We start from the raw sequence: 21,489 nt of genomic DNA, 5'->3' as shown, positions 1-21,489 counted from the left end.
AACATGGCAGATTCAAACATCCTTTCCGATTTCGGTATCAAGATCCTCGAACAGGAGATTGATGATGTGATTTTCCAGACCAACGAGTTCCTTTGTGATGCCACGTTCACAGGCTCACAAGGTCCGTTTTGGTGGATATTGCAGATGTGTATGGCTCTGGCTGCGCTGTTCTCGATAGTCGTAGCTGGCAGTATGGCCTACAAGATGATGGTAAAGCATGAGCCGATAGACATCATGAAGCTGTTCAAGCCTCTTGTGGTCAGTGTCATCCTCTGTTGGTGGTACCCACCTGCAGATACCGGCATTACAAACAACGGCAGCAGCTGGTGTGTACTTGACTTTCTCTCCTATATCCCTAACTGCATAGGTTCATACACCCACGACTTGTATGAAGCTGAGTCCGCACAGATTGAGGATAAGTTTGAAGAAGTCCAGGAGCTCATCTATACACGTGATACTCTTTATAACTCATTACAAGCCCAGGCTGACGTAGCCCATTCTGGCACATCGGATCCAAACCTAATAGAGTCCACCATGGAACAGGCTGGTGTGGATGAAGTGACAAACATGGAAACTGATGCTTCGAAGCTCTGGTTCACATCACTCACAGCTGGTGCGGTGGTAGGCATAGACAAGGTGATTATGCTCATAGCATTGATAGTCTTCCGTATAGGCTGGTGGGCAACTATCTATTGCCAACAGATACTCCTGGGTATGCTGACGATATTCGGTCCGATACAATGGGCATTCTCTCTCTTGCCGAAATGGGAAGGAGCCTGGGCAAAGTGGCTGATACGTTATCTCACGGTACATTTCTATGGAGCAATGCTATACTTCGTGGGCTTTTATGTCCTTTTACTCTTTGATATAGTGCTCTGCATTCAGGTGGAGAACCTTACAGCCATTACGGAAAGTGAGCAGACGATGGCAGCATATCTGCAGAACTCGTTCTTCTCAGCCGGTTATCTGATGGCAGCAAGCATTGTAGCATTAAAATGTCTGAACCTCGTTCCAGACCTTGCTGCATGGATGATTCCTGAGGGCGACACAGCATTCTCTACCCGAAACTTCGGTGAAGGTGTGGCACAGCAAGCCAAGATTTCAACCCAGGGCATGATTAGTAAAGTGATGTAAACAGCAAATAATACATATATAATAAGGTATGGTAATAAAGAATCTCGAAAACAAAATCAAGTTGGTGATGATTATCTGCTCACTCTTCCTTGTGGGCTGCATCATCATCTGTATCTCCAGCATTTGGACAGCCAAGCAAATGGTTTCAGATGCTCATCAGAAAGTGTATGTGCTGGATGGCAATGTTCCTATTCTCGTTCAGCGCAGCACCATGGAAGAAACACTCGATGTGGAAGCAAAGAGCCATGTGGAGATGTTCCACCATTACTTCTTCACTCTTGCGCCAGATGACAAGTACATCAAATATACAATGGATAAAGCCATGTATCTGGTCGATGAAACGGGTCTTGCGCAGTACAATACGTTGAAGGAGAAAGGCTTCTACTCAAACATCATGGGTACAAGTGCCGTATTCAGCATCTTCTGTGACAGTATTAAGTTCGACAAGGAGAAGATGGAGTTCACCTACTATGGCAGACAGCGTATTGAGCGACGCACAAGCATTCTTACCAGAGAACTTGTGACGGCAGGTCATTTGAAGCGTGTTCCCCGTACTGACAACAACCCACATGGTTTGCTGATTACCAACTGGAGAACCCTTCTCAATAAGGATATAGAACAAAAGACCAAACTGACATATTGATATGGGATGGAAGAAAATGTTTATCGGTGAAAAGATGCCGGACAAAGATGATCCTCAATATCGTCAGAGATATGAGAATGAGGTGAAGGCAGGACGCAAGTTTGCCAAGACTATGAAGCTTGATGTGCTTGCAGCCAAGGTACAACTGTTTGCTAATGACCATAAGCTGTTGTTCCTCTACCTTGTATTTGGTTTCATAATCTTCTGTTTTGGTCTGAACATCTACAGGATGGTAGTGGTGTATAGTCATCAACAGTCAAGACAAAGTGCTACGGAAAGGCAAGAGCAGATGTTGCGCCTGCGACACAGCAAAGTCTGGAAAGCTGTTGAAAAAGCCTACACCACGCATCCTGCCATGAATAGAGATAATCAAAAGAATAATAACGAAAAGATAGAAAACGATGGACGCATTGAAAAAGATTAACTGGAAACAGCCCAAGTATATGATACCGCTTATCATTTACTTCCCTCTGTTGTTTGTCGGCTACTTCGTCATTGACCTCTTTCATACGGAGAAGGCTGAGATTCCTGATGGTCTCACTACGACCGAGTATCTTAATCCAGACCTGCCTGATGCCAAAATGAAGGGAGACGGTATTGGTAACAAGTATGAGAGTATGCTCAAATCATACGGTAAGATAGACGATTATTCAGCAGTAGGAAACATTGAACGCAATGAAGAAGATACCAAGGAAGAGTATGATACAAAGTACTCAGATGAAGAACGTAAACTGGTCGAAGCCCAGGAAACCGAGAAGCTCTCTGAGATGCAAAGGCAGCTACAGGAGAGCGCACAGAAAGGCCAAGAAATCGTCAAAGGCAATAATTCGGCAGAAAATGATCGCTTAGCTCGTGGCAAACAGCGTGAACAGGAAGCGATGGAAGAACTCAATCGAGCCATTGCCCAGGCAAGGATGCAGGCTCAGCAGGTCTCTACCCCATCCATGCAGGCCGAAGTGACTGCCAAAACTGGAGATGCAAAGGAAGGAAAGGTTGAAATTCCGGAAAAGAAGAAGACCAACGATGAACCTCATGAGGTCGTCAAGAAGGTCAAGGTTACATCCGACTACTTCAACACCCTGTGCGACAATGACAAGGAAGCTGGACTTATCAAGGCTATCATAGACGAGAACATCAAGGCGGTGGATGGATCAAGAGTAAGACTTCGTCTGCTCGATGATATTGTCATCAATGAAGCAGTCATTCAAAAAGGCTCCTACATCTATGCCACCATGAGCGGCTTCGGTTCACAGCGTGTCAAGGGCACTGTCAAGAGTATCATGGTAGATGATGACATCGTCAAGGTAAACCTTTCGCTCTATGATACCGACGGACTCGAAGGATTATATGTACCAAGCAGCCAGTTCAGAGAAACCACGAAAGATGTTGGAAGCGGTGCTTTGAGCAATACTTCAACCCTTACCAACAGTACATCTACAGGAGGTGGCAACCTGGCAAGCTGGGGAGCACAAGCCGTTAGCAATGCCGTTCAGAAGACAAGCAACGCCATTAGCAAAGCCATCAAGAAGAACTCAGCCAAGCTGAAATACGGAACCTTTGTGTATCTCATCAATTCACGTTCAAACCAGAAAGATAAATAATAAAGACATATATGATTATGAAGACTATCAAGAAAATCTGCGCATTGGCAGTATGCGCATTAGCCTCCCTCCCATCCATGGCACAACAGACGTATCTGGAAATGGAGCAGCTTACCATCAATGAGAATGTCACAACAGTCATTACCGCCTCAGAGCCAGTCCTCTTCGTTGATATTTCTACGGATGCAGTGGTCGGTGACCAGCCAATCAACAATACCATCCGTCTGAAACCCAAGGAAGGTGCAGCCGTACATGCAGATGGTGACATCCTTGCTATTGTGACGATAGTTACAGAGCGTTACAGAACCCAGTATGCTCTGATATACACTACACGAATGCAGGAAGCAGTCACAGACAAACAGATTCTTGCCTCAGAGAAGATTCCATACCATAATCCTTCTGTATCAATGAGTACTGAGGATATGACCAGATATGCCCGAAAGATCTGGAACTCACCGGCAAGAATACGAAATGTGAGCACCAAGCAGCACAGAATGACCATGAAGTTGAACAACATCTACTCTGTTGGAGAATACTTCTTCATTGATTTCAGCATTGAGAACCGCACCAATATCCGCTTTGACATCGACGAGATGCGTATCAAGCTGAATGACAAGAAGGTTTCCAAGGCAACTAATGCCCAGATGATTGAGCTTACGCCAGCTATGGTGCTTGACCAGTCCAAGACCTTCAAATATGGTTATAGAAACGTTCTCGTCCTCAAAAAGATGACATTCCCTAACGACAAGGTGCTGACTATTGAGATTTCCGAGAAGCAGATTAGCGGAAGAACCATCAGTTTGGATATAGACTACGAAGATGTTCTGTATGCCGACTCATTCAACTCATACTTAATGATGGAGGAATAAGACGATGAAGAAATACATTTTGTCATTGATGATGGGACTGTGCGTTTCAGTCTCATCATTCGCCCAGAGCCATAGCGACCGAATATCCATTGGTGCAGGAGCCTTATATCAGAGAGGTTTGGATGCCACAATCTCATGGGAACATGAAACACGCTACCACAACGCTTGGGAGTACTTCATCAACGGTTACATCAAATGGGATGAATGTGCATCATGCGGACATGTCTGCCCAGAGTCGTTTTGGAACAACTACCGTACATGGGGAGTTGGTGCTGCCTACAAACCCTGTGTGGCAAGAGACAGGAACAACTACGGAAACCTCCGAATTGGCGCAAGTGCTGGCAGTGACACTGACAAGTTTGTCGGTGGCTTGCATGTCGGTTACGAGCATAATTTTGCCCTACGTCATGGGTGGGGATTGTTTGTTCAAGCCAAATGTGATCTCACTCTTCCCAAACGGGAAGACTTGTTTCGTACTGGCATCGTGATAGGATTCAAGATACCCACATTAAAGAAATAGCAACAATGAAGATACTAAATATCATTTGTGCTACTCTCATGGCAGTAGCATTTGCCTCATGCGATGAGCATCGAGACTTTCCTGATACGGCAATGAAGACCTGCGACATCCTCTGTACAGATGGCAAAGTCGTAAGATTCGAGGAAGTTAAGTCACAAAACAAGACTCCTATAGCCGTGGTATTCTATGTGAATCAGAACGAGGACATCCAAGGCACAGGCTATGCTGTCTATCTAAAGGACATTGAGCCGTTTGCCTATTCTGACTCTCTCGGAATAAAGCATAACACATCAGCTGATATTACTGCATTCGATGGCAATGACAATACTCATGCTATGTATTCCACTGGTACTTCGCCTATAGCTTCAGCAGTCTTTGACATGTGGCAATATGGTCAGAGTGCCTACATCCCTTCCGTTGCTCAGATCAAACTCTTGTATCAAGCACGCAGTGCGGTAAATACGTATATTCGCAAGTGCGGAGGTGATGTGATTCCAGACAATCCGGATGAGTGTTGGTATTGGAGTTCGACAGAGGTTAAAGACCAGGAAACTACCAAAGCCTGGCTATACTCGTTAGCTTCAGGGGCACTTCAAGAAACGCCAAAGACGCAAGCACATAAAGTCCGTCCAATCATCACTTTATATAATTAGCATTAAATATTCACTATAATACAAGAATAAGGTTTCATGGAGGAAACAAAAGAATTACAGACCATGTATAAGATATTCCGCTGTCTGATATACTTATCATTGATAGTGGAGTTCTTTGAGTATGCAATAGACCCAGCGTTGCTTGACTATTGGGGTGGCATTGTTTGTGACATTCATAGCCGTGTAAAGAGGTGGTTCATCTATATGGATGGTAACCTCGTATGGAGCAAGATTGCTACCATCGTGCTTATCTGTATCACCTGCATTGGCACCCGAAACAAGAAACACTTGGAGTTTGATGCTCGCCGTCAAGTGTTCTATCCGTTGGTGAGTGGACTGTTCGTTACCATACTGTCTATATGGCTTTTCGGTCATCGTATGGATATGAGGTTCTATACCATCAGTCTGAACATCTGGCTCTACATGGCTGCCTCTATTCTTGGTACCATCTGCATCCATGTTGCCCTTGACAATATCTCCAAGTTCCTGAAGGAAGGATTGCTCAAAGACCGTTTCAACTTCGAGAACGAGTCTTTTGAGCAATGCCAGGAACTGCAGGAGAACAAGTATAGCGTAAACATCCCGATGCGCTATTACTACAAGGGCAAGTTCCGCAAAGGTTGGGTGAATATCGTGAACCCTTTCCGTGGAACATGGGTAGTTGGTACTCCTGGTTCCGGTAAGACTTTCTCCATCATTGAGCCGTTCATTCGTCAGCACAGTGCCAAGGGGTTTGCTATGGTTGTCTATGATTACAAGTTCCCGACTCTTGCGCAGAAGCTGTATTATCACTACAAGATAAACCAGAAAGCCGGGAAGGTGCCACAAGGATGCAAGTTCAACATCATCAACTTTGTGGATGTTGAATATTCCAGACGTGTGAATCCTATTCAGCAGAAATACATTGGTAACCTTGCTGCAGCCAGTGAAACGGCAGAAACCCTTTTGGAGTCTTTGCAGAAAGGTAAGAAGGAAGGTGGTGGCGGTAGCGACCAGTTCTTCCAAACATCAGCGGTCAACTTCCTGGCAGCTTGTATCTATTTCTTTGTCAACTACAAGAAGGTGCCATACGACAAGAACGGCAATCCTCTTATTGCTGAGATGACAACAGAGCCAAAGACTCATCGTCCGAAACCTACTGGCAGAGTCTTTGACCATACCGGCAGAGAGGTGGAGCCAGAGTATTGGCTGGGCAAGTACAGTGATATGCCCCATATCCTTTCTTTTCTCAATCTCGATTACCAGACTATCTTTGAGGTTTTGGAAACAGATCCAGAGGTTGCTCCTCTCCTTGGTCCTTTCCAGACAGCCATGAAGAATAAGGCTATGGAACAGTTGGAAGGTATGATTGGTACACTCCGTGTCTATACCTCCCGATTGGCTACCAAGGAGTCGTATTGGATATTCCATAAGGATGGTGATGACTTTGACCTGAAGGTGTCAGACCCGAAGAATCCTTCATATCTGCTCATTGCCAATGACCCAGAGATGGAAAGTATCATTGGTGCATTGAATGCTTTGATTCTGAACCGCCTCGTCACCCGTGTCAATACTGGCCAAGGCAAGAATATCCCTGTCAGCATCATCGTGGACGAGTTGCCTACGCTCTACTTCCACAAGATTGACCGACTTATCGGTACTGCCCGAAGCAACAAGGTTAGCGTGGCTCTGGGTTTTCAGGAGTTGCCACAGCTTGAATCTGACTACGGAAAGGTGGGTATGCAGAAGGTTATCACAACTGTAGGTAACGTGGTGAGTGGTTCAGCAAGAGCAAAAGAGACTTTGGAATGGCTCTCCAACGACATCTTCGGAAAGGTGGTTCAGCTAAAGAAAGGTGTGACCATCGACCGTGACAAGACCTCCATCAATCTCAATGAGAACATGGACAGCCTTGTTCCTGCCAGTAAAATCTCAGACATGCCTACAGGTTGGATATGCGGTCAGTCAGCTCGTGACTTCATTAAGACCAAGACCGGACGAGGTGACAGCATGAATATCCAGGAATCAGCAGAGTTCCAGACCTCTAAGTTCTATTGTAAGACGGACTTTGATATGAAGAAGATTGCTGAGGAAGAAGCTGACTATGCGAACTATAAAATACCGAAGTTCTATACCTTCCCATCCAAGGATGCCAAGGAGCGAATCCTGTATCAGAATTTCGTGAGTGTAAACCTCGATGTCAAGAATATGATTGACGAGATAAACAAATTCAAGATAAAATGACTTTCAGAAAGATAATATTATTACTGCTTATATCATTGAGTCTGGTTGCGAATGTCCAGGCTCGAATGCCGACAGAGCGACCGGCATCAACACCGGCTTTCATATTCGAGTTGCCACCTTTCGAACGTGCAGTATGCTGCATCAGGTTCTATGAAGGTATGCACCGAGCTAAGGATTATCCGTATGTAGGTTATGGGCATAAGCTCAGACCTGGAGAGCGTTACTCTGCTAATATGACGATAGCGCTGTATCGGTACCAAGCGTAGCGGTGTAATCGGTACCATGCTATCACTGCAATCGGTACCGCTTGTATCGCTGCAAGCGGTACCAAGATTTCAGTTCTGCTTTTCAATTTGCAAAGGTAATTTATTTTTTCAATTTCTGGCGCATAGAATCGCCTTTTAACTCTATTTTACTTGCATTTGCCACCAAACGGTCCATAATGGCATCTGCCAAGGTAGGATCACCTATATAATCATACCATTTGGCAATAGGAAGCTGTGAGGCGATAATGACGGACTTTCTCTCGTATCTCTCTTCTAGGATTTGGAGCATTGCGAGTCTGGTCTTGTCATCCATTGGCTGCAACCCGAAGTCATCCCATATGAGCAAGTCATACTTTTCCAGATTGGTTATCATCCTCAGGTACGACCCATCCAGCTTGCTGAGTGCAACTTTCTCCACAAAGCTGTTCATATTGAGATAGAGAGTTCTGTAGCCTAGCATGCAAGCCTGTCTTCCAAGGGCACAGGCAAGGAAGGATTTTCCGCAGCCGCACTTTCCTTGTATGAGCAAGTTCTCATGTCTGCGTATGAAGGCACAGTCGGCAATGGCGGCAAGGTCATCCTTGGTGAAGTTGCGGTCTGTTCCACAGATGACATCCTCTAAGAGTGCCGTATATCTAAGCTTGCTGATTTTTAGATACATGGCGGTCTTTCGATCTCGTCTGTCCTGCACCTCTGCATCCACCATCTTGGAGATGGCGACTTCCAGGGATGGGCGGTTCTGTACAGGAAGGCTGGTCATGGCCTCGAAGGAGGATGACATACCTCTGAGTTTCAACTCGTTGAGTTGTATGATGGTTTCTTGTAAGTTCATGTTACTATATATGTTTAAATGTTCATAAATGCCTCCGCGCCTCTCACATAGTCGTTCTGTGGCACATTTGAGACTGTTTCTTCCCCGTCAACTTGGTCAAGGTTCTTCTCCAATACGTTGCGGATGGTCGTGTAGGTGATGGATGAACAACCTGCCAGACGCTTGCAGGCCTTCTCCAGGCGCTCCTTGCCATACTTGCGCTTGAGAGACAGGACTCCTTGGCAGGACTTGTACGACTGCTCGACATGCTTCGTGCGATTGAGGATGGATTGGACTGCGGAAGTGGTGTTGCTGCCAACCAATGCTGCCTCCTCCAGAAAATAGGCGGCGTTATATCCCTGTCCGTGCTTGTAGGCAAGATGTTTGTCTGGCATATGCTCGTCAAGCGTGCTGTATCCAGATCCTTGGCGACGCTGATGGATGGCTATGCGAGAACTCCCGGAGTAAACCTCCACGGTATCTAAGTCCCACAGTACGCTCACCTTTTGCCCGACATACTGGTATGGCACGCTATAGTTGTGCTTGTCAACCATGACGTGATAGGTACCGGACAGTTTCACCTCCTTGCGATATCTGAAGCGGTATGGAGTCATGGGCAGTTTGCCCAACGTAGGTTGCTCTTCCGCCTCGAAGATGTCACGTCTGCTTCTCCCTGTCGTTCTGGACGGCTTTTCATTGAAGCCGTCCATCAACTCATAGATACGGGCATTCATACTCGGTAGATTGTAAAACACCTCGTCATGTAGCAGAGCGTAGACGGCATTGTAGGTCTTTTGGACGAGTCCCTCGACTGGACCTTTGTCCCTGGGAGTGCGAACCCTGCAGGTTTGGAGGGTTGTATCGTAGTAGGCGGCCCATTCCACGGCTGCATCATTGAACGCTGGCTCGTAGCGGTCGTATTTCTTCACCCACTGCTTCATGTTGTCACTCTTGGCTATGCGAGTTGTTCCGCCGAAGTAAGAGAAGGCATCGGATATACCGCCGAAGAAGTTCTCCATGGAAGCGTTGTACATAGCCTTGGCAAATCCCAAGCCGCTGTATGGCAGGATACAGACCAAGACGACAACCTTGGTTAGCTCACCTGTCTTCGGGTCGGTAAGCCACAGGGTATCGCCGGCGAAGTCAATCTGCATCTCTTCCCCAGGAATATAGGTGTTATGGAAGCTGAGGTTGTGTGAGTACTGATACTTACGGATTGACTTCTTGAACTGGGTGTATCCATATCCGTCGGGATGCTCCTTCTTGTATGACTCGTGCAGGGCTTGAATGGTGAGGTAGCGGTTATGCGACAAGTCTGACACATATTCAGGCAACAGCCCGTCCAGCACCTGACGTTGGGAAGATGGGGCTGCTGTGGGTTTGGACAACTGGAGGAAAGATTCTATTTCCCCGTCACTCATGTGGCCTATCACGCCATAGGACAAACCTTGGGAATCCGCCAAGGTCTTGTAACGGTTCAGTACGCCACGTCCCATGTGTAGTTGCTCGCAAATGGTGCGTTGCGGTATTTTTGCCGCTAGCATTTGAAATGAACGTTTTAATTTGCTCATGTTTACATTACTTTGTGCCATATCTATACAGATTTAAAAATTCTTCTGCAAAGATAGGCGGTTATTATTATACATGAGCAGAACTTTACATCTTTTTGGTACCGATTGGGGCGCTATGATGGTACCGATTCAAGTGATACGATGGTACCGAATGCAGTGCTATGATGGTACCGATTCATGCGCTATAGTGGTACCGATTCGCCGATACTGTCACATGATGCACTGTGAGAAGCAGGGATATAAGTTGCCGGTGTTCTGCACCTTCGACAGAGTGGCCGGTCTGAACTTCAATAAGGACAAGCAAGGAAAAAGACAGCAGGTTAAGGACAACAATGGTGAAGCTTTGCCTCAGGTGACAATCCTCAAAGGCGAGAAGAGTTTCCCGGTTTTCATCACGACTTTCACCGTTGTAAACAAAGAGACAAGGGAGAAAATCAAATACGATGACTACCGCCTGATGTCCGAAGAGCGACGCAAGGAGTATAACGTATATCCTAAATTGCAGGTTTACAATGTGTTTAATGTGGCGCAGACCAACTTACAGGAGGCTCGTCCGGAACTCTATAAGAAGCTGGAGGCAGCTGCAGGAGTGAACCGACCTTTGAATCAGGGTGATGACTTCTCTTTCCCTGTCATGGATAAGATGATCAAGGAAAACGGATGGATATGTCCTATCAAGCCTGTCTATGGTGACAATGCCTACTACAGCATTTCGAAGAATGAGATTGTCATTCCTGAGAAACGCCAGTTCAAGGATGGAGAGTCCTTCTACACCAATCTCGGACATGAGATGGCTCACTCTACGGGTTCAGAGAACCATTTGGGCAGATTGAAGCCTGCATCTTTCGGAAGCGCAGAATATGCCCGTGAGGAACTTGTTGCCGAACTGAGTGCCGCCTTGGTAGCCCAGCGTTTCGGTATGACCAAGCACTTGAAGGAAGACAGTGCCAGTTATCTGAAAAACTGGTTGGACAGTTTGAAGGAATCGCCCGAGTTTATCAAGACTACGCTTACCGATGTAAAGAAGGCTTCTCACATGATCAACCAGCATATTGATGCTATGCAGCTGAAAATAGACCAGGAGCAAAGTCAAGAGGCAGAGCAGAAGCAAGAGAAAGCTCCAACGATGTATTACGCATCAGTGGCGTATCTCCAGACTACCGATGCTACTGACCGTCTCGACAAGTTCAAAAATGACGGCAACTACGATGCACTCCTTACTGAGGCTAAAGAATACGACCAAGGTGATGCTCCTGACCTCTCCAAAATCAATCTCTCACCAACTAAATACCGTGGCGATGATCTCCTTGTTGAGGATGAGCATTATGCTGTAGTATATAATCCGACTGTTGGAGGCACATACGATGTGATGCGCAAGGTAAGCGCAGAGGAAATCAAGGATAACATCATCCGCTATGGTCTCCCAGAAGATGCAACGGACGACGTAAAGGAAGTTGCCAAACTAATGGAAAAAGAAGAGGTTGTTGCTCAGGAAGAAGGGCAACATTACCATCGAGGACGATAACATACTTCATTAAATTATAAGTGACACAAGCACCACACATTCTCATTTCGGGTAGTAGGTAAATACTAATCGGGATCTTTACCTACACCCGATTTGTTAATAACTTAATCCACTTTAAAAACTACGGCTATTTTATAATATAGCCTTTTTTGCTCAATCTTCTGTAAATAGCCCCGTTTCGGGCATTTTTAATAAAATTAGGCACAGCCTTTTTGAGATAATTCATCACAAGAGTTGCTTTTTCGTGAGAATTAATATTTTGTTTGTTCAGTATAGTTAATTCCTTTTCTAAAGGTTTACTCTTGGTTCTATCAAGCATACGCAAAGAAATTATGATTTGACTTACTAATGTATTAACGTTTGCGACACCTACAAAAATTCGATTGTCAGGTTGTTGATCGCCTAATAAATGTACATTGTAAGCCATTGATGCAAAAAACTGGGCATATTTCGCATCAATTCCACCATGTGCGAAACCAAATATTTTCTCTGTCTCTTCGTTTATTTTATGATTTCTCCTTTTCTGTTCAGATTTAACTAATAACTTAATTTCATTTATAGTTTTTTCTTCATCGATATAATTTAATCTACAATAGGTTCTTATATGTCTTTCTAGATAAGGGCTCCATGGTTCTACATTATATCCCCAATGAAATAGCAGTCGATGATAATTTGGTGTTGCAATCTTGAAGTTCGGATATTTACGTTCTAAATATCGATGGAACATGGTATTATCTATCATATCAGAACTTATAAATTTAGTCCAACTTTTGTTTGAACGTGTATCTTTACTTCTGCTGAATAGCTTAATATTGTATTCAAATCCGAAAACGTCCATCATATCTTCACAGTGCGCAATAAATGAACTGTGTGCCATTGTTGAAATGGCACACGCAAAAATCAGAAATACGAAGATTATTCTTTTCATCAAATTCGTTTAAAAAATATTCTTTATATAAGTCCACGTAGATTCCCACCAAGACGTTTCGCCTCCGGAATTGTTATCTACTTTATCTTTAATGATATCATCTTCTTTTTTCGCATCATCATTTGACGAGAACCAACCACTTATAGAAGACCATATCTTACTCCACCAAGAAGGATCATCATTAATGTCTTCTGATTTCTTATCAGCTTTTTCAATATACAGATATTCATTCTTAGCATTAGAATTTGCAAACGAATACTTCTTGGCATCATATATCATATATGGTGTAAACGTATTTAGATCATCATCATATTTATATACTACCTGCAGATTATTTGCAAATACTAATCTCAGATAATAACCTTTTTGAAGGTCTGAATGATGAACTTTATACTTAAGTGTGTCACCATAAAACTCTACCGTCAAATCTTCAGAGCTCTTACTAAATTCCTTGTTTATTTCACTAATTTTACTAAAAGAAAGTTCTGTTCCTGATTCTGGCAGAGCATGATCTTCACAAAAATCAATAATATCATCAATATCGCTTTCTGTCAGAGAAAATTCACTTTGCCTTGGCCATGATTCATCTTTGATCTTTGCTAAATCAAGATTTGCTTTTAATTTATAAGTACCATCACTTAATGTCTCTACATACAAGAATTTGAGGTTTTTATTTGCTTTAAAACAATCAATATCGTTAATTTCTTCTTCTGTTATAGAGTTGCAATCAGTAGCTTTTAATTGATGAATAATAACCTCTTTATTATCATGTTCTTCCAAATACATGTATACGTCATTTGAAGAAAAAAGAATTTTATTAGACAACAGCAAATGGAAATCATCATTAAATTTCTTTCCAATCCAAAATGTGTACCATGTCCTTTTATAGCAATCTATAAAATCCAAATTCCGATTAATTTGCGTCCAAGTGTTTGATTGAGAATAAATCAAATAAGTCAAGAAGGAATCAAAACTAACGGAAGTCGTATTCTTAAATGTTTCAAGTATAGCTCGATAAACAGGAGGAAATGATTTTGCATATGGCAAAAGATTTGCTGCTGCCATGAACAAAACATCTCTATCTGATGCTTGCGGATCATCTATACCTGCTCTTATTAATTGAAAACCTTTTTCTGCTTCTCTTAATTCGTAAATGTAAACCATTGCACATTGAAGAACAGCAGCACTATTACTTGGTAAATTTTTTATTGCAACAGAAACTAGTTCTTCTTTTTCACCAGTAGAAAGAGTCTTGTCATATGTCAACATAGCCAATGCAATACAGCCACTTCTTTCATCATATCGAAGAATTGGTGTTCTTTTATACATCTGAAGATATACAGAGAATTGCTTTTTTGCATTTGAATAATCACCCTTATCCAAATAAGCCATACCTAAATGATAGTAATATTCAGGTATTTGCTTATATACTTCATAATTATCTTGCAAAAGTCTTAATCTTCTAGAGGCATCAGCAATTGTAATATAGTCATTGAATATATTTGCAGTTGCTTCGGTTAAACGGTCACTCTCGTTTAAATGGTATTTGTTATATAAATCAAAGACAATTCCTTGAGCTGATTTGCGCAGCTCATTAATTGTTTGCATATCTTCTTTGCGTAGTTCCCACATTGCTTGAAGTTCTTCAATGTTCTGCTCACCCTGCATGGTTTTATATTCAACAACAGATCTGGCAGCAGAGAGTAGCGATTGAAAAGCAAGTTGTGGACCGAATCCACCATTGCCTGTCAAAAGCATTGTTGGACTCAGTGCATTAGATATAGCAGCCCATTTCATATTATCTCTTTTTATGGACTGAATACGTCTCATTAAATTCCTTTCTTCTTCCGTTATCTCAAACTTACTAACAGCATCCATTAAGTCTATTCTAAAATCCCTGATTTCAGGCAGACCTATAATTTGCTGCATTGTTAGATTATTAATAAGCTGATCAGATTCATGTTCAAGAACAGACATAGACTTATTATGAACAATATTAGTCAAACTATTTATGCAGTAATTCATTTGCGCTACTACATTTTCATCATTTGTCATACTATTGCTCTGTCCCCATACTTGGGTACAAGAAAGACTTAATGCAATTAATGCATATATATATTTTTTAAAATACATGCTATCGTTTTTAAGAATTTAAATTATTCGATATTTTTTAAACCTTGCAATGAATTTGACTCTGGAAATTAAATGATCCATGCCAGACACAAGCTAACAATCCTCATACTATTTAGTTTTCCAGAAACTTGTAAATTTATAAATACTATACTCCAGCATTACTATTTTGTTGGCCAAAGTAAGTCCGTCACATTAACGTCAAGTAACATTGCTGTTTCTCTCAGAGTTTCTAAATTTGGTTGCATGGTGTTTGTACACCATTTTGAAACAGTCCCTTCATCTTTGCCAAGTTGGTTTGCCAACCATCTGTTAGTTTTCTTCTTTTCTGCAAGAACAACTTTAAGGCGATTAATATCTTTTGTCATATTCATTCTATTTTTTCTGCAAAAGTAGATTATTTAATTTATTGTTCCAAATTAATTAAGAATTATTATCCAAATATTTAAAGAATCACGTCAAATGTTTGAATTATAGTTCAATCTTTTGCCACAAAAAGGTCAATGTTTGACAGTACTTTGAGTATATTTAGTAAACTTTATATTAGAAAGGCGTACCCCCATATAGCATACTTTTTTAGATGATGCTACTTTGATGAATACATAAGATAATGACTTAAATATGAAGTACAAATTTGGAGGCTATAAAAATATGGGGGAGTTTACTCATCACGAGCAAACTCCCCTTGATGTATGAGAGAAGAATTTTAGTGCTTTTACTCAAAAGCTACGTTCAGTATATATTATGTATATATGTGTACATGTATTCACGTATTCATGAATACACGTTTAAGCCTATTTCAGCAAAACAACGGTTGTGAAGCGGTTTGCCTCATTCGCCGCATATTTGTCGATTCCGCCTAAGTTGTAGGCTTTGATCTGGCTCTTATCTACACCTCGCTTGATGAGTGCCTTGGCTATGAACTTGGCACGTCGTTTACCCAAATCCCGGTTGCCGGACTGAGTACCTGTAGCACTATCGGCTGCACCGGATATTTTAATCTTCAGATTTTCCTGCTTGGCCATCTTCGCTATGTCTTCGAGGTTCACAAGCTGAGACTTGTCAACCAATTTATCAGTGTTGAGCTTGAAGAAGAAATACACCGGAACACCGATGCTTACTTTCAGGTGGTCAGGAGATGAAAGGGAATCTGGGCGATAGCCATCTGCATTGCCTGCCATGTTGCCATCACCGCTGCCCATTGCACCCTGCTTGCTGTTGCCATTCATAGAGAGTCGGGCACGGAGGGAGTTGAGACCACTGTAGCTGTTTTTCGGATAGACGGTCTTGCCATCGTCATTTCCTGCAAGTCGCTTTTCCAGATGAGCGTTCCTATCCCTCATGTAGGCAATGTAATCCTGGAGGGCAAGATTCTGCTCGATGTAGGGAGTAGCATCCAATACTCGCTTCCACCCCGTCTTGCCTATCGTGAAGGACAAACCGGCTGATACGGAAATCATGTTGTCGCCAAACTTGGTTGAGGTTCCAATGCCGTCAAAGTTCCTGGCGGTCAGCATTCCACTCACTTCTCCTACAAGATGAACACGGTCGCTGATGCGGTAACGGGCTTCCACGCCATAGGTGAAAGCAAACGGATGACTGCCACTTGAACCGCCCTGGCAGGTACAGTTGTTGATCCAGTCGGAATTATGGATCATGCCGACACCTACGAATGGAATCACATCCCAAAGAGGGATTCCGCTTTCATTCTGACGGATTCCAGACGTGACGTTGTACAGAAAGTCTGCATGGACATACTGATACTTCATCGTATGGAACTCTGCGTTCTTGAAGCTGAGTCCCTGAAATCCTATTCGTCCACCGATTGCGGGCGTGAACCATTTGCCGACTCCTATCTGCAAGAGAGGAGTGACACGGTCGAACACGTCACCGCAACCAATGGGCGTCCCAAGAAAAGCTGAAGCCCCGCCCTTTGTTTCTATAAACCAATTTCTACCCCAGTTGGCTGCTTCGCCTACATTCTTGAGATATGTAGGATTTACAGGCATGAGCATCTGCTCCTGACTGTATGATTTCTGGATATAAAGACTGTCAGAACTCTGTCCGGCAGTTTGTGCCGAAGCTGTCATTGCAGCCAGACACATCATTGTTATTGATAATATTTTCTTTCTCATGTTGTTGTCTTTGATGATTGATTACTTGCGTAAACAAATGAGCATGGTGTTACATCTTCTTTCTTCTTCCGACGGACGGAGCGCACATTTTGCGTGCCATTGCCAGGCATCTTCTTGCCCACTCCCTATCGTCTTCATCTGGCCGTTTCCCCCATCCAGAGCCTGGACTGCCGCCTCCACCTCCATGCGTCTGTGCGATGGTCGTGGCATCATCCACGAAACCGCACACGAGGTTCAAGGCTACCTTGACGACATGGTTTCCGTCTTCAGCCAACTGACAGAGAAGCGTGCCGTCGAAGTCGAGTTTCACGCTGTCGGGAAGATTCGGGAAGCGAATGGCAAACTCATGTGCCATGGTGTCGAGCATCACTCCGTTGAGATGGTAGCTCATGTTGTGAGCCCAGGAAAGTTCAGACTGGTTGGCTTTGTCTTCCAGTTCACTTGCCTGCCTCTCAATCTCTTCCTTGTCCTTGCGGAGGGTGTCAAGCAACTGGTTGGTCTCTGAAAGTTTCTTCTCCTTGTCTGCCAGTTTATCTTCCACCAAAGCCTTCTGCTGTTCAAGACTCTGAATCTTACGGGCGATGTCGGCACTGATGTTGTCGCTATTAGCTTGCAAGGCTCTCAGCGGTTTGAGTTCTGCTTCAAGGCGGTTGATTTCTGCCTTCAGATTCTCGATCATGGAGGTGAAGGATTTCTGCTTCTTCTGGGCGATGGAGAGTTCCATATTCAGATCTTCGAGGGCTTTCCGGGTGTTCAGCATCTGGGCTTCGAGTGTCACGCACTCGTTGGCAAGCCATCGTCGATACTCTTCAGTAGAACGGTGACGTGCTCCTGTCTCTGCTATCGACACCCCTCTCGTGAGTCCCCATTTCTCATTGACCATGGCAAGCTCGTCGTGCAGGGCAAGAAGATAGTTCTTGTAATCTATGCGGTTCTGACCATGGAAGATTTTCTTGAAGGCGAACTTCTTATCTTTATCTATCGCCAGAAGCGCAGCGTGGACGTGCGGATTTTTCTCATCGCAGTGGACGATGAAGGAGACGATGTTTTCCTCTCCATATTTATCTGCCACAAAGCGGTAGATGTCCTGTGCCCACTTTTCTATTTCGGGCATTCGCCGGATGTGCTCGTTACCACCCTTGCTTTCAAAATCTACCTCCTGATTGCCAAAGGCAAGTTCTCGCATACGTTCCGTTGAACCACCGAAAATGAAATTCACCACAGTTCGGTAACGTGGCTCTGCCAGTCCTTCGTTGGGATCTTTAATGCCACGTGAGGCGAGATTTTCTGCCATGCGCCTGGTAAGCGGACGGCTCTTGTCTATCGGGGCGACCATGCCACCTGGACGGATCTCGAAGTTGAGATGCTCACGGCTACGGTCGTAGTTGCCTTCACGCATGGCCTGGTTCCATCCCTTCTCCGTCCAGTCTCTCAACTCCTCGTTGCCTACCGAAGCAAGACCTTTGGTAACCTTGATGTCCATTACCTGTTTTGATGATGTTCCCATATCGTTTTTCTTTGCTATAGTCCTTACTCCAGGAGCCTTTTTCAGTCTTGGCAACACAAGGAAATCTGACCCAGCTTGCTGTTTATCTGGTCAGCCCTCCCGACTACTTCAGTAGGTCGGGGTATTAGGCTTCCCAAGACTGAAAAAAAGTGGCACGTGCAAGCACGCTGCCTCACGTTGCTTGAAATCATTCAGCGATGTGCTAACGGGCGTCCTGATCGCATCAGCGTGCCTCGCATGGAATAAGGGGAATATGACTATTATTTTTAATCGTCGGAAGATTCCGCAGGTGCTACCTCTTCGGATGGCTCCCTGACCTCAGTAAGAGGACGAGGGGGATTCACATAGTAGTGGGATGCGGAGCCGGAGATGTAGTGCTCGAAGATGCAATCCAGGAGTACTATCTCCGCTTTCGAGTATCGGGTTGCCACTTCGTCCATATAACTCGGCTTGGTATTGCCACTGATGGCTTTAGCCAGAATGCCAAGAGAATCTATCACTTTGTGCCAGTCCCAGACATGGTCTTTTCCGAAGAGCAGGCTCACGGAATCGGAAAGTTCCTCTGGCAGTTCTTTCTCCTGATTGAGATAACGGAGGATGGAAACTGCCAGTGAATCGAACACCTGGGCTTGCTGATTGACTACACGTCTGGCAGGAATGCTGCCATATCCTTCCTGCTTGGCCATGTTCATCTTCAAGTCGTAATAACGGCTGTAGGATTCGGCCACTTCCTTGGCGGTGGATCTGCCTTTGATGAAGCGGATGAACTGCATGGCGCAAAAGTCGAGAATGTCGTCCGGACTCTCGATAAGAAGAGACAGACGTTGTTCCAGGTTGACAGAGAAGATGAAGCTCTTGGAATATGGCTCTACGGAAAGCTGACCAAGTTTGGTGAGTCCGGAGATAAACTGGCGAACCGTGGCACGCTGCCATTGCCACTGACGGGCAAGTTCGGAAATGGTGGCAACAAACTGACCGGGGAGCAGCTGGAGGGCTCCGTCGGTTCCCGGCGACTGATAGGCTCCTGAGGATGCTTTCGAAAGCAGGTCGCAGTAGGCTTCCAGCTTGCTGTAACGTTCCTCTGCTTTCGGCTTCAGAAACTCCAGCAATGAGCGATCAACACCTTTAGACTTATCAGCCTCGGGTGTGTGATGATTTGAATTGTGAGTCATTTGAGTCATTTTTGAATGTGGAATGTAGAGCAAGTGGATATTGTATTGTGCCAGTTGTAAGTGGCATCTAATAGTAATTTTTGATAATCAGCGCAAGCAGATCCTTCGGGTTGTTGATGGCCTCAGGATGGCTCTTCATGCGGAGCACTTTTCCAGATGGATAGAACACTGCTGCCACGCTGACGGCAAAGAGGAACAGAGACATGCTATTCATATAAGGTAAGGCGTAGCAAACCATCGAGAGCAGCAAGGTGGCGAACCACAGTCTTTTTCTCTCATGCAAAAGATGGAAGGTGCTTTCTGCAATTTTCCTGTTCAGAAGCACCAGGGTCAGGAGTGTTGACACTACGACTGAGAGATTGGGTGCCGTTACATGGCAACACCAGTTGACGAAGATAAGCATCAGCACGACCAGGTAGGCATAGAGATTTCTTGCACTCTGAAACATGGTCATTTTCCACATAAACCGCTTCATGAATCCATATTCCTTTCTGTAAAGACAGAAGAATGCTGTCAGCAAGAGGAAGGGAAAAGCGAACCGGATGAGGGTTAGAATTTGTATCATATATTCCTTTATTTTACTTGTTTTTATCTCTGTCGAGTGATTCAAGTCGCTCGGCAATTCTGTTATTTAACTGGATGTTGTAACTGGGCGACATCTGGTCAATGGTAGGGTCTTTCGCCAGTTCTTCATCAGCCTCGATGAGAAGACGGAGATAGAGATCCACATTGGAATTGTGGTCTAACTTCGCCGTTGGAACGGCTGCCGATGTATTAACACTTGTATCTATCGGCTGCATCGTATCAGGGTCGATGTCATCAGGTAGATGGTAAGCCGTCTGTATGCTTCGCATCACGAAGATGCAGAAGACTATCATCAGTCCAACTATCGCCTTGGCCATGATGTTCAGATTGCACAGCATCAGAACCAGCACCATCACCAGGATGGCTATTATATAGAAGGTATATACTTTTCGTTTAGTACTCATAATCGCTTAATTCAAGTTTGATGATTCCGAAGGATGCTTTCTCTATAATGTATTCGACATCATGCCGGGTGAGAGTGCCCTTCTCTACTCTACCCTTGGCGCTTGGATCTTTTTTACAAAGAGCTGCCAGACCCTGGTTCAAGTCGTATTCATTGATTTTCCAGGTTCGCTTCTTTTTGAAAGAGTAATGATCCCTGTAACTCTGGAGCGATAGTCCCTTGTAAAACAGGGTCTTCAACACCCCATCCTGCAGGATTCTCATCTCTACCAGCTGTTCCGTATCTTTAACTATTATCCATGTTCTGTATCTTTGTATGATGTCTGCAATTAGGTAATACGTCTTCTTGTTCATCTAGAGACCGCAGTTGAAATCATTCATGATCTGTACGTGTTCCCGCTTTGCCCGGAACGTGCCACGACGCTCGTGCAGACGGAGGTCTTCGAAAAGATCTGCCGACATGAGTTCGATGGAGTTGTAAATCGTCACATTCAACTCGTGGATGAGTCCATCGGCGGAAGTCTTGCAGTTGATCTTGAACATCCTTTCGGTGACCGGATAGCAGTAGGCGCAGCATTCATGTCCGAACACCGTATGGACTGATGGCTCCAGATGGTAGAGAATGGCAAGGTCTGCATTCATTTCGAACATATCAATCACCTTGTCTATAGGCTGTGGGATATGAACTTCGTAGGGAAGAATGGCGTAATCTTCGTATGCCTTTATCTCGCCAATCCAATAATTGTCAATCAGTTCTGGCAACAGCATGGGGCCGGATGCCTTGAATTTATAGATAGCTTCCTGTAACATGATA

The 21,489-nt window shown here is 44.2% G+C and carries 22 protein-coding genes; 10 read left to right on the top strand and 12 right to left on the bottom strand.

Annotation, left to right across the window (positions count from 1 at the left end):
• Positions 1–3 precede the first annotated feature (3 nt).
• The 9 genes from ONT08_RS09715 to ONT08_RS09675 are packed head-to-tail and all read left to right on the top strand — an operon-like array spanning position 4 to position 7,909.
• The gene (locus tag ONT08_RS09715; RefSeq protein ID WP_118191485.1) at positions 4–1,134 is read left to right on the top strand and encodes a hypothetical protein; all 1,131 of its coding nucleotides are present in this window, start codon (positions 4–6) and stop codon (positions 1,132–1,134) included.
• A 28-nt stretch (positions 1,135–1,162) separates the two neighbouring features.
• The gene (gene traK / locus ONT08_RS09710) at positions 1,163–1,777 is read left to right on the top strand and encodes a conjugative transposon protein TraK (RefSeq protein WP_118079520.1); all 615 of its coding nucleotides are present in this window, start codon (positions 1,163–1,165) and stop codon (positions 1,775–1,777) included.
• Between the two features lies 1 nt (position 1,778).
• Entirely contained in the window at positions 1,779–2,201 is a 423-nt protein-coding gene (locus ONT08_RS09705; RefSeq protein WP_118191483.1) for a hypothetical protein, read from the top strand.
• Complete coding sequence (gene traM / locus ONT08_RS09700) at positions 2,179–3,378, top strand: conjugative transposon protein TraM (RefSeq protein WP_118191481.1); 1,200 nt, start codon at positions 2,179–2,181, stop codon at positions 3,376–3,378. The genes ONT08_RS09705 and traM overlap by 23 nt, the downstream gene beginning before the upstream one ends.
• Positions 3,379–3,395: 17 nt before the next feature.
• Positions 3,396–4,247: a conjugative transposon protein TraN gene (gene traN, locus ONT08_RS09695; RefSeq protein ID WP_264959806.1), complete on the top strand. Its 852-nt coding sequence runs from the start codon at positions 3,396–3,398 to the stop codon at positions 4,245–4,247.
• Positions 4,248–4,251: 4 nt separating this feature from the next.
• The gene (locus tag ONT08_RS09690; protein WP_264959805.1) at positions 4,252–4,767 is read left to right on the top strand and encodes a hypothetical protein; all 516 of its coding nucleotides are present in this window, start codon (positions 4,252–4,254) and stop codon (positions 4,765–4,767) included.
• 5 nt (positions 4,768–4,772) lie between these two features.
• On the top strand, positions 4,773–5,420 hold the full coding sequence (locus ONT08_RS09685; RefSeq protein ID WP_264959804.1) for a DUF1566 domain-containing protein: 648 nt from the start codon (positions 4,773–4,775) through the stop codon (positions 5,418–5,420).
• 36 nt (positions 5,421–5,456) lie between these two features.
• Positions 5,457–7,643 carry a type IV secretory system conjugative DNA transfer family protein gene (locus tag ONT08_RS09680; RefSeq protein ID WP_118191473.1) on the top strand — a complete coding sequence of 729 codons (2,187 nt, stop codon included), beginning with the start codon at positions 5,457–5,459 and terminating at the stop codon, positions 7,641–7,643.
• Entirely contained in the window at positions 7,640–7,909 is a 270-nt protein-coding gene (locus tag ONT08_RS09675) for a hypothetical protein (protein WP_264959803.1), read from the top strand. The genes ONT08_RS09680 and ONT08_RS09675 overlap by 4 nt, the downstream gene beginning before the upstream one ends.
• 100 nt (positions 7,910–8,009) lie before the next feature.
• On the opposite strand, the gene istB is transcribed toward ONT08_RS09675, so the two are convergent.
• Positions 8,010–8,741 carry an IS21-like element helper ATPase IstB gene (gene istB, locus ONT08_RS09670; RefSeq protein ID WP_118201903.1) on the bottom strand — a complete coding sequence of 244 codons (732 nt, stop codon included), beginning with the start codon at positions 8,739–8,741 and terminating at the stop codon, positions 8,010–8,012.
• Positions 8,742–8,755: 14 nt separating this feature from the next.
• Entirely contained in the window at positions 8,756–10,312 is a 1,557-nt protein-coding gene (gene istA, locus ONT08_RS09665; protein WP_264959802.1) for an IS21 family transposase, read from the bottom strand.
• A 52-nt stretch (positions 10,313–10,364) separates the two neighbouring features.
• On the opposite strand from istA, the gene ONT08_RS09660 reads away from it, so the two are divergent.
• Positions 10,365–11,816, top strand: coding sequence for a zincin-like metallopeptidase domain-containing protein (locus ONT08_RS09660; RefSeq protein WP_264959801.1), 1,452 nt, complete (start codon positions 10,365–10,367; stop codon positions 11,814–11,816).
• Between the two features lie 127 nt (positions 11,817–11,943).
• On the opposite strand, the gene ONT08_RS09655 is transcribed toward ONT08_RS09660, so the two are convergent.
• The 10 genes from ONT08_RS09655 to ONT08_RS09610 form a co-directional block, all read right to left on the bottom strand.
• Positions 11,944–12,657 carry a hypothetical protein gene (locus tag ONT08_RS09655; RefSeq protein ID WP_264959800.1) on the bottom strand — a complete coding sequence of 238 codons (714 nt, stop codon included), beginning with the start codon at positions 12,655–12,657 and terminating at the stop codon, positions 11,944–11,946.
• 96 nt (positions 12,658–12,753) lie between these two features.
• Positions 12,754–14,799, bottom strand: coding sequence for a hypothetical protein (locus ONT08_RS09650; RefSeq protein WP_264959799.1), 2,046 nt, complete (start codon positions 14,797–14,799; stop codon positions 12,754–12,756).
• Positions 14,800–15,038: 239 nt separating this feature from the next.
• Positions 15,039–15,248, bottom strand: a complete 210-nt coding sequence (locus ONT08_RS09645) for a helix-turn-helix transcriptional regulator (RefSeq protein ID WP_264959798.1) — start codon at positions 15,246–15,248, stop codon at positions 15,039–15,041.
• A gap of 420 nt (positions 15,249–15,668) precedes the next feature.
• The gene (locus ONT08_RS09640) at positions 15,669–17,009 is read right to left on the bottom strand and encodes an OmpA family protein (protein WP_264959797.1); all 1,341 of its coding nucleotides are present in this window, start codon (positions 17,007–17,009) and stop codon (positions 15,669–15,671) included.
• 49 nt (positions 17,010–17,058) lie between these two features.
• Positions 17,059–18,516: a MobV family relaxase gene (gene mobV / locus ONT08_RS09635; RefSeq protein WP_264959796.1), complete on the bottom strand. Its 1,458-nt coding sequence runs from the start codon at positions 18,514–18,516 to the stop codon at positions 17,059–17,061.
• A 266-nt stretch (positions 18,517–18,782) separates the two neighbouring features.
• Positions 18,783–19,688 (bottom strand): hypothetical protein, encoded by a 906-nt coding sequence (locus ONT08_RS09630; RefSeq protein ID WP_264959795.1) that lies wholly within the window; start codon positions 19,686–19,688, stop codon positions 18,783–18,785.
• 67 nt (positions 19,689–19,755) lie between these two features.
• Positions 19,756–20,253 (bottom strand): hypothetical protein, encoded by a 498-nt coding sequence (locus ONT08_RS09625; protein WP_118192258.1) that lies wholly within the window; start codon positions 20,251–20,253, stop codon positions 19,756–19,758.
• A gap of 13 nt (positions 20,254–20,266) precedes the next feature.
• Positions 20,267–20,677 (bottom strand): hypothetical protein, encoded by a 411-nt coding sequence (locus tag ONT08_RS09620; RefSeq protein ID WP_264959794.1) that lies wholly within the window; start codon positions 20,675–20,677, stop codon positions 20,267–20,269.
• Positions 20,667–21,029, bottom strand: coding sequence for a hypothetical protein (locus tag ONT08_RS09615; RefSeq protein WP_264959793.1), 363 nt, complete (start codon positions 21,027–21,029; stop codon positions 20,667–20,669). Before ONT08_RS09615 ends, ONT08_RS09620 begins: the two co-directional genes overlap by 11 nt.
• A complete protein-coding gene (locus tag ONT08_RS09610; RefSeq protein ID WP_094880475.1) occupies positions 21,030–21,485 on the bottom strand; it encodes a hypothetical protein in 456 nt (151 codons plus the stop codon).
• Positions 21,486–21,489: the final 4 nt, after the last annotated feature.

This window comes from Segatella copri (assembly GCF_026015465.1).
Classification (GTDB): domain Bacteria; phylum Bacteroidota; class Bacteroidia; order Bacteroidales; family Bacteroidaceae; genus Prevotella; species Prevotella copri_E.
Note: the sequence above shows the minus strand (reverse complement) of the source record. Positions and strands in the feature narration are given on the sequence as shown.

Coding starts and splice junctions, on each gene's coding strand:
- istA (WP_264959802.1), bottom strand. CDS start 10,312: ATGGCACAAAGTAATGTAAACATGAGCAAATTAAAACGTTCATTTCAA.
- ONT08_RS09630 (WP_264959795.1), bottom strand. CDS start 19,688: ATGACTCACAATTCAAATCATCACACACCCGAGGCTGATAAGTCTAAA.
- ONT08_RS09660 (WP_264959801.1), top strand. CDS start 10,365: ATGAGCAGAACTTTACATCTTTTTGGTACCGATTGGGGCGCTATGATG.
- ONT08_RS09615 (WP_264959793.1), bottom strand. CDS start 21,029: ATGAACAAGAAGACGTATTACCTAATTGCAGACATCATACAAAGATAC.
- ONT08_RS09610 (WP_094880475.1), bottom strand. CDS start 21,485: ATGTTACAGGAAGCTATCTATAAATTCAAGGCATCCGGCCCCATGCTG.
- traK (WP_118079520.1), top strand. CDS start 1,163: ATGGTAATAAAGAATCTCGAAAACAAAATCAAGTTGGTGATGATTATC.
- ONT08_RS09620 (WP_264959794.1), bottom strand. CDS start 20,677: ATGAGTACTAAACGAAAAGTATATACCTTCTATATAATAGCCATCCTG.
- traM (WP_118191481.1), top strand. CDS start 2,179: ATGGACGCATTGAAAAAGATTAACTGGAAACAGCCCAAGTATATGATA.
- istB (WP_118201903.1), bottom strand. CDS start 8,741: ATGAACTTACAAGAAACCATCATACAACTCAACGAGTTGAAACTCAGA.
- ONT08_RS09640 (WP_264959797.1), bottom strand. CDS start 17,009: ATGAGAAAGAAAATATTATCAATAACAATGATGTGTCTGGCTGCAATG.
- ONT08_RS09680 (WP_118191473.1), top strand. CDS start 5,457: ATGGAGGAAACAAAAGAATTACAGACCATGTATAAGATATTCCGCTGT.
- ONT08_RS09655 (WP_264959800.1), bottom strand. CDS start 12,657: ATGATGGACGTTTTCGGATTTGAATACAATATTAAGCTATTCAGCAGA.
- ONT08_RS09625 (WP_118192258.1), bottom strand. CDS start 20,253: ATGATACAAATTCTAACCCTCATCCGGTTCGCTTTTCCCTTCCTCTTG.
- ONT08_RS09705 (WP_118191483.1), top strand. CDS start 1,779: ATGGGATGGAAGAAAATGTTTATCGGTGAAAAGATGCCGGACAAAGAT.
- ONT08_RS09645 (WP_264959798.1), bottom strand. CDS start 15,248: ATGAATATGACAAAAGATATTAATCGCCTTAAAGTTGTTCTTGCAGAA.
- ONT08_RS09685 (WP_264959804.1), top strand. CDS start 4,773: ATGAAGATACTAAATATCATTTGTGCTACTCTCATGGCAGTAGCATTT.
- ONT08_RS09650 (WP_264959799.1), bottom strand. CDS start 14,799: ATGACAAATGATGAAAATGTAGTAGCGCAAATGAATTACTGCATAAAT.
- ONT08_RS09675 (WP_264959803.1), top strand. CDS start 7,640: ATGACTTTCAGAAAGATAATATTATTACTGCTTATATCATTGAGTCTG.
- ONT08_RS09690 (WP_264959805.1), top strand. CDS start 4,252: ATGAAGAAATACATTTTGTCATTGATGATGGGACTGTGCGTTTCAGTC.
- traN (WP_264959806.1), top strand. CDS start 3,396: ATGAAGACTATCAAGAAAATCTGCGCATTGGCAGTATGCGCATTAGCC.
- ONT08_RS09715 (WP_118191485.1), top strand. CDS start 4: ATGGCAGATTCAAACATCCTTTCCGATTTCGGTATCAAGATCCTCGAA.
- mobV (WP_264959796.1), bottom strand. CDS start 18,516: ATGGGAACATCATCAAAACAGGTAATGGACATCAAGGTTACCAAAGGT.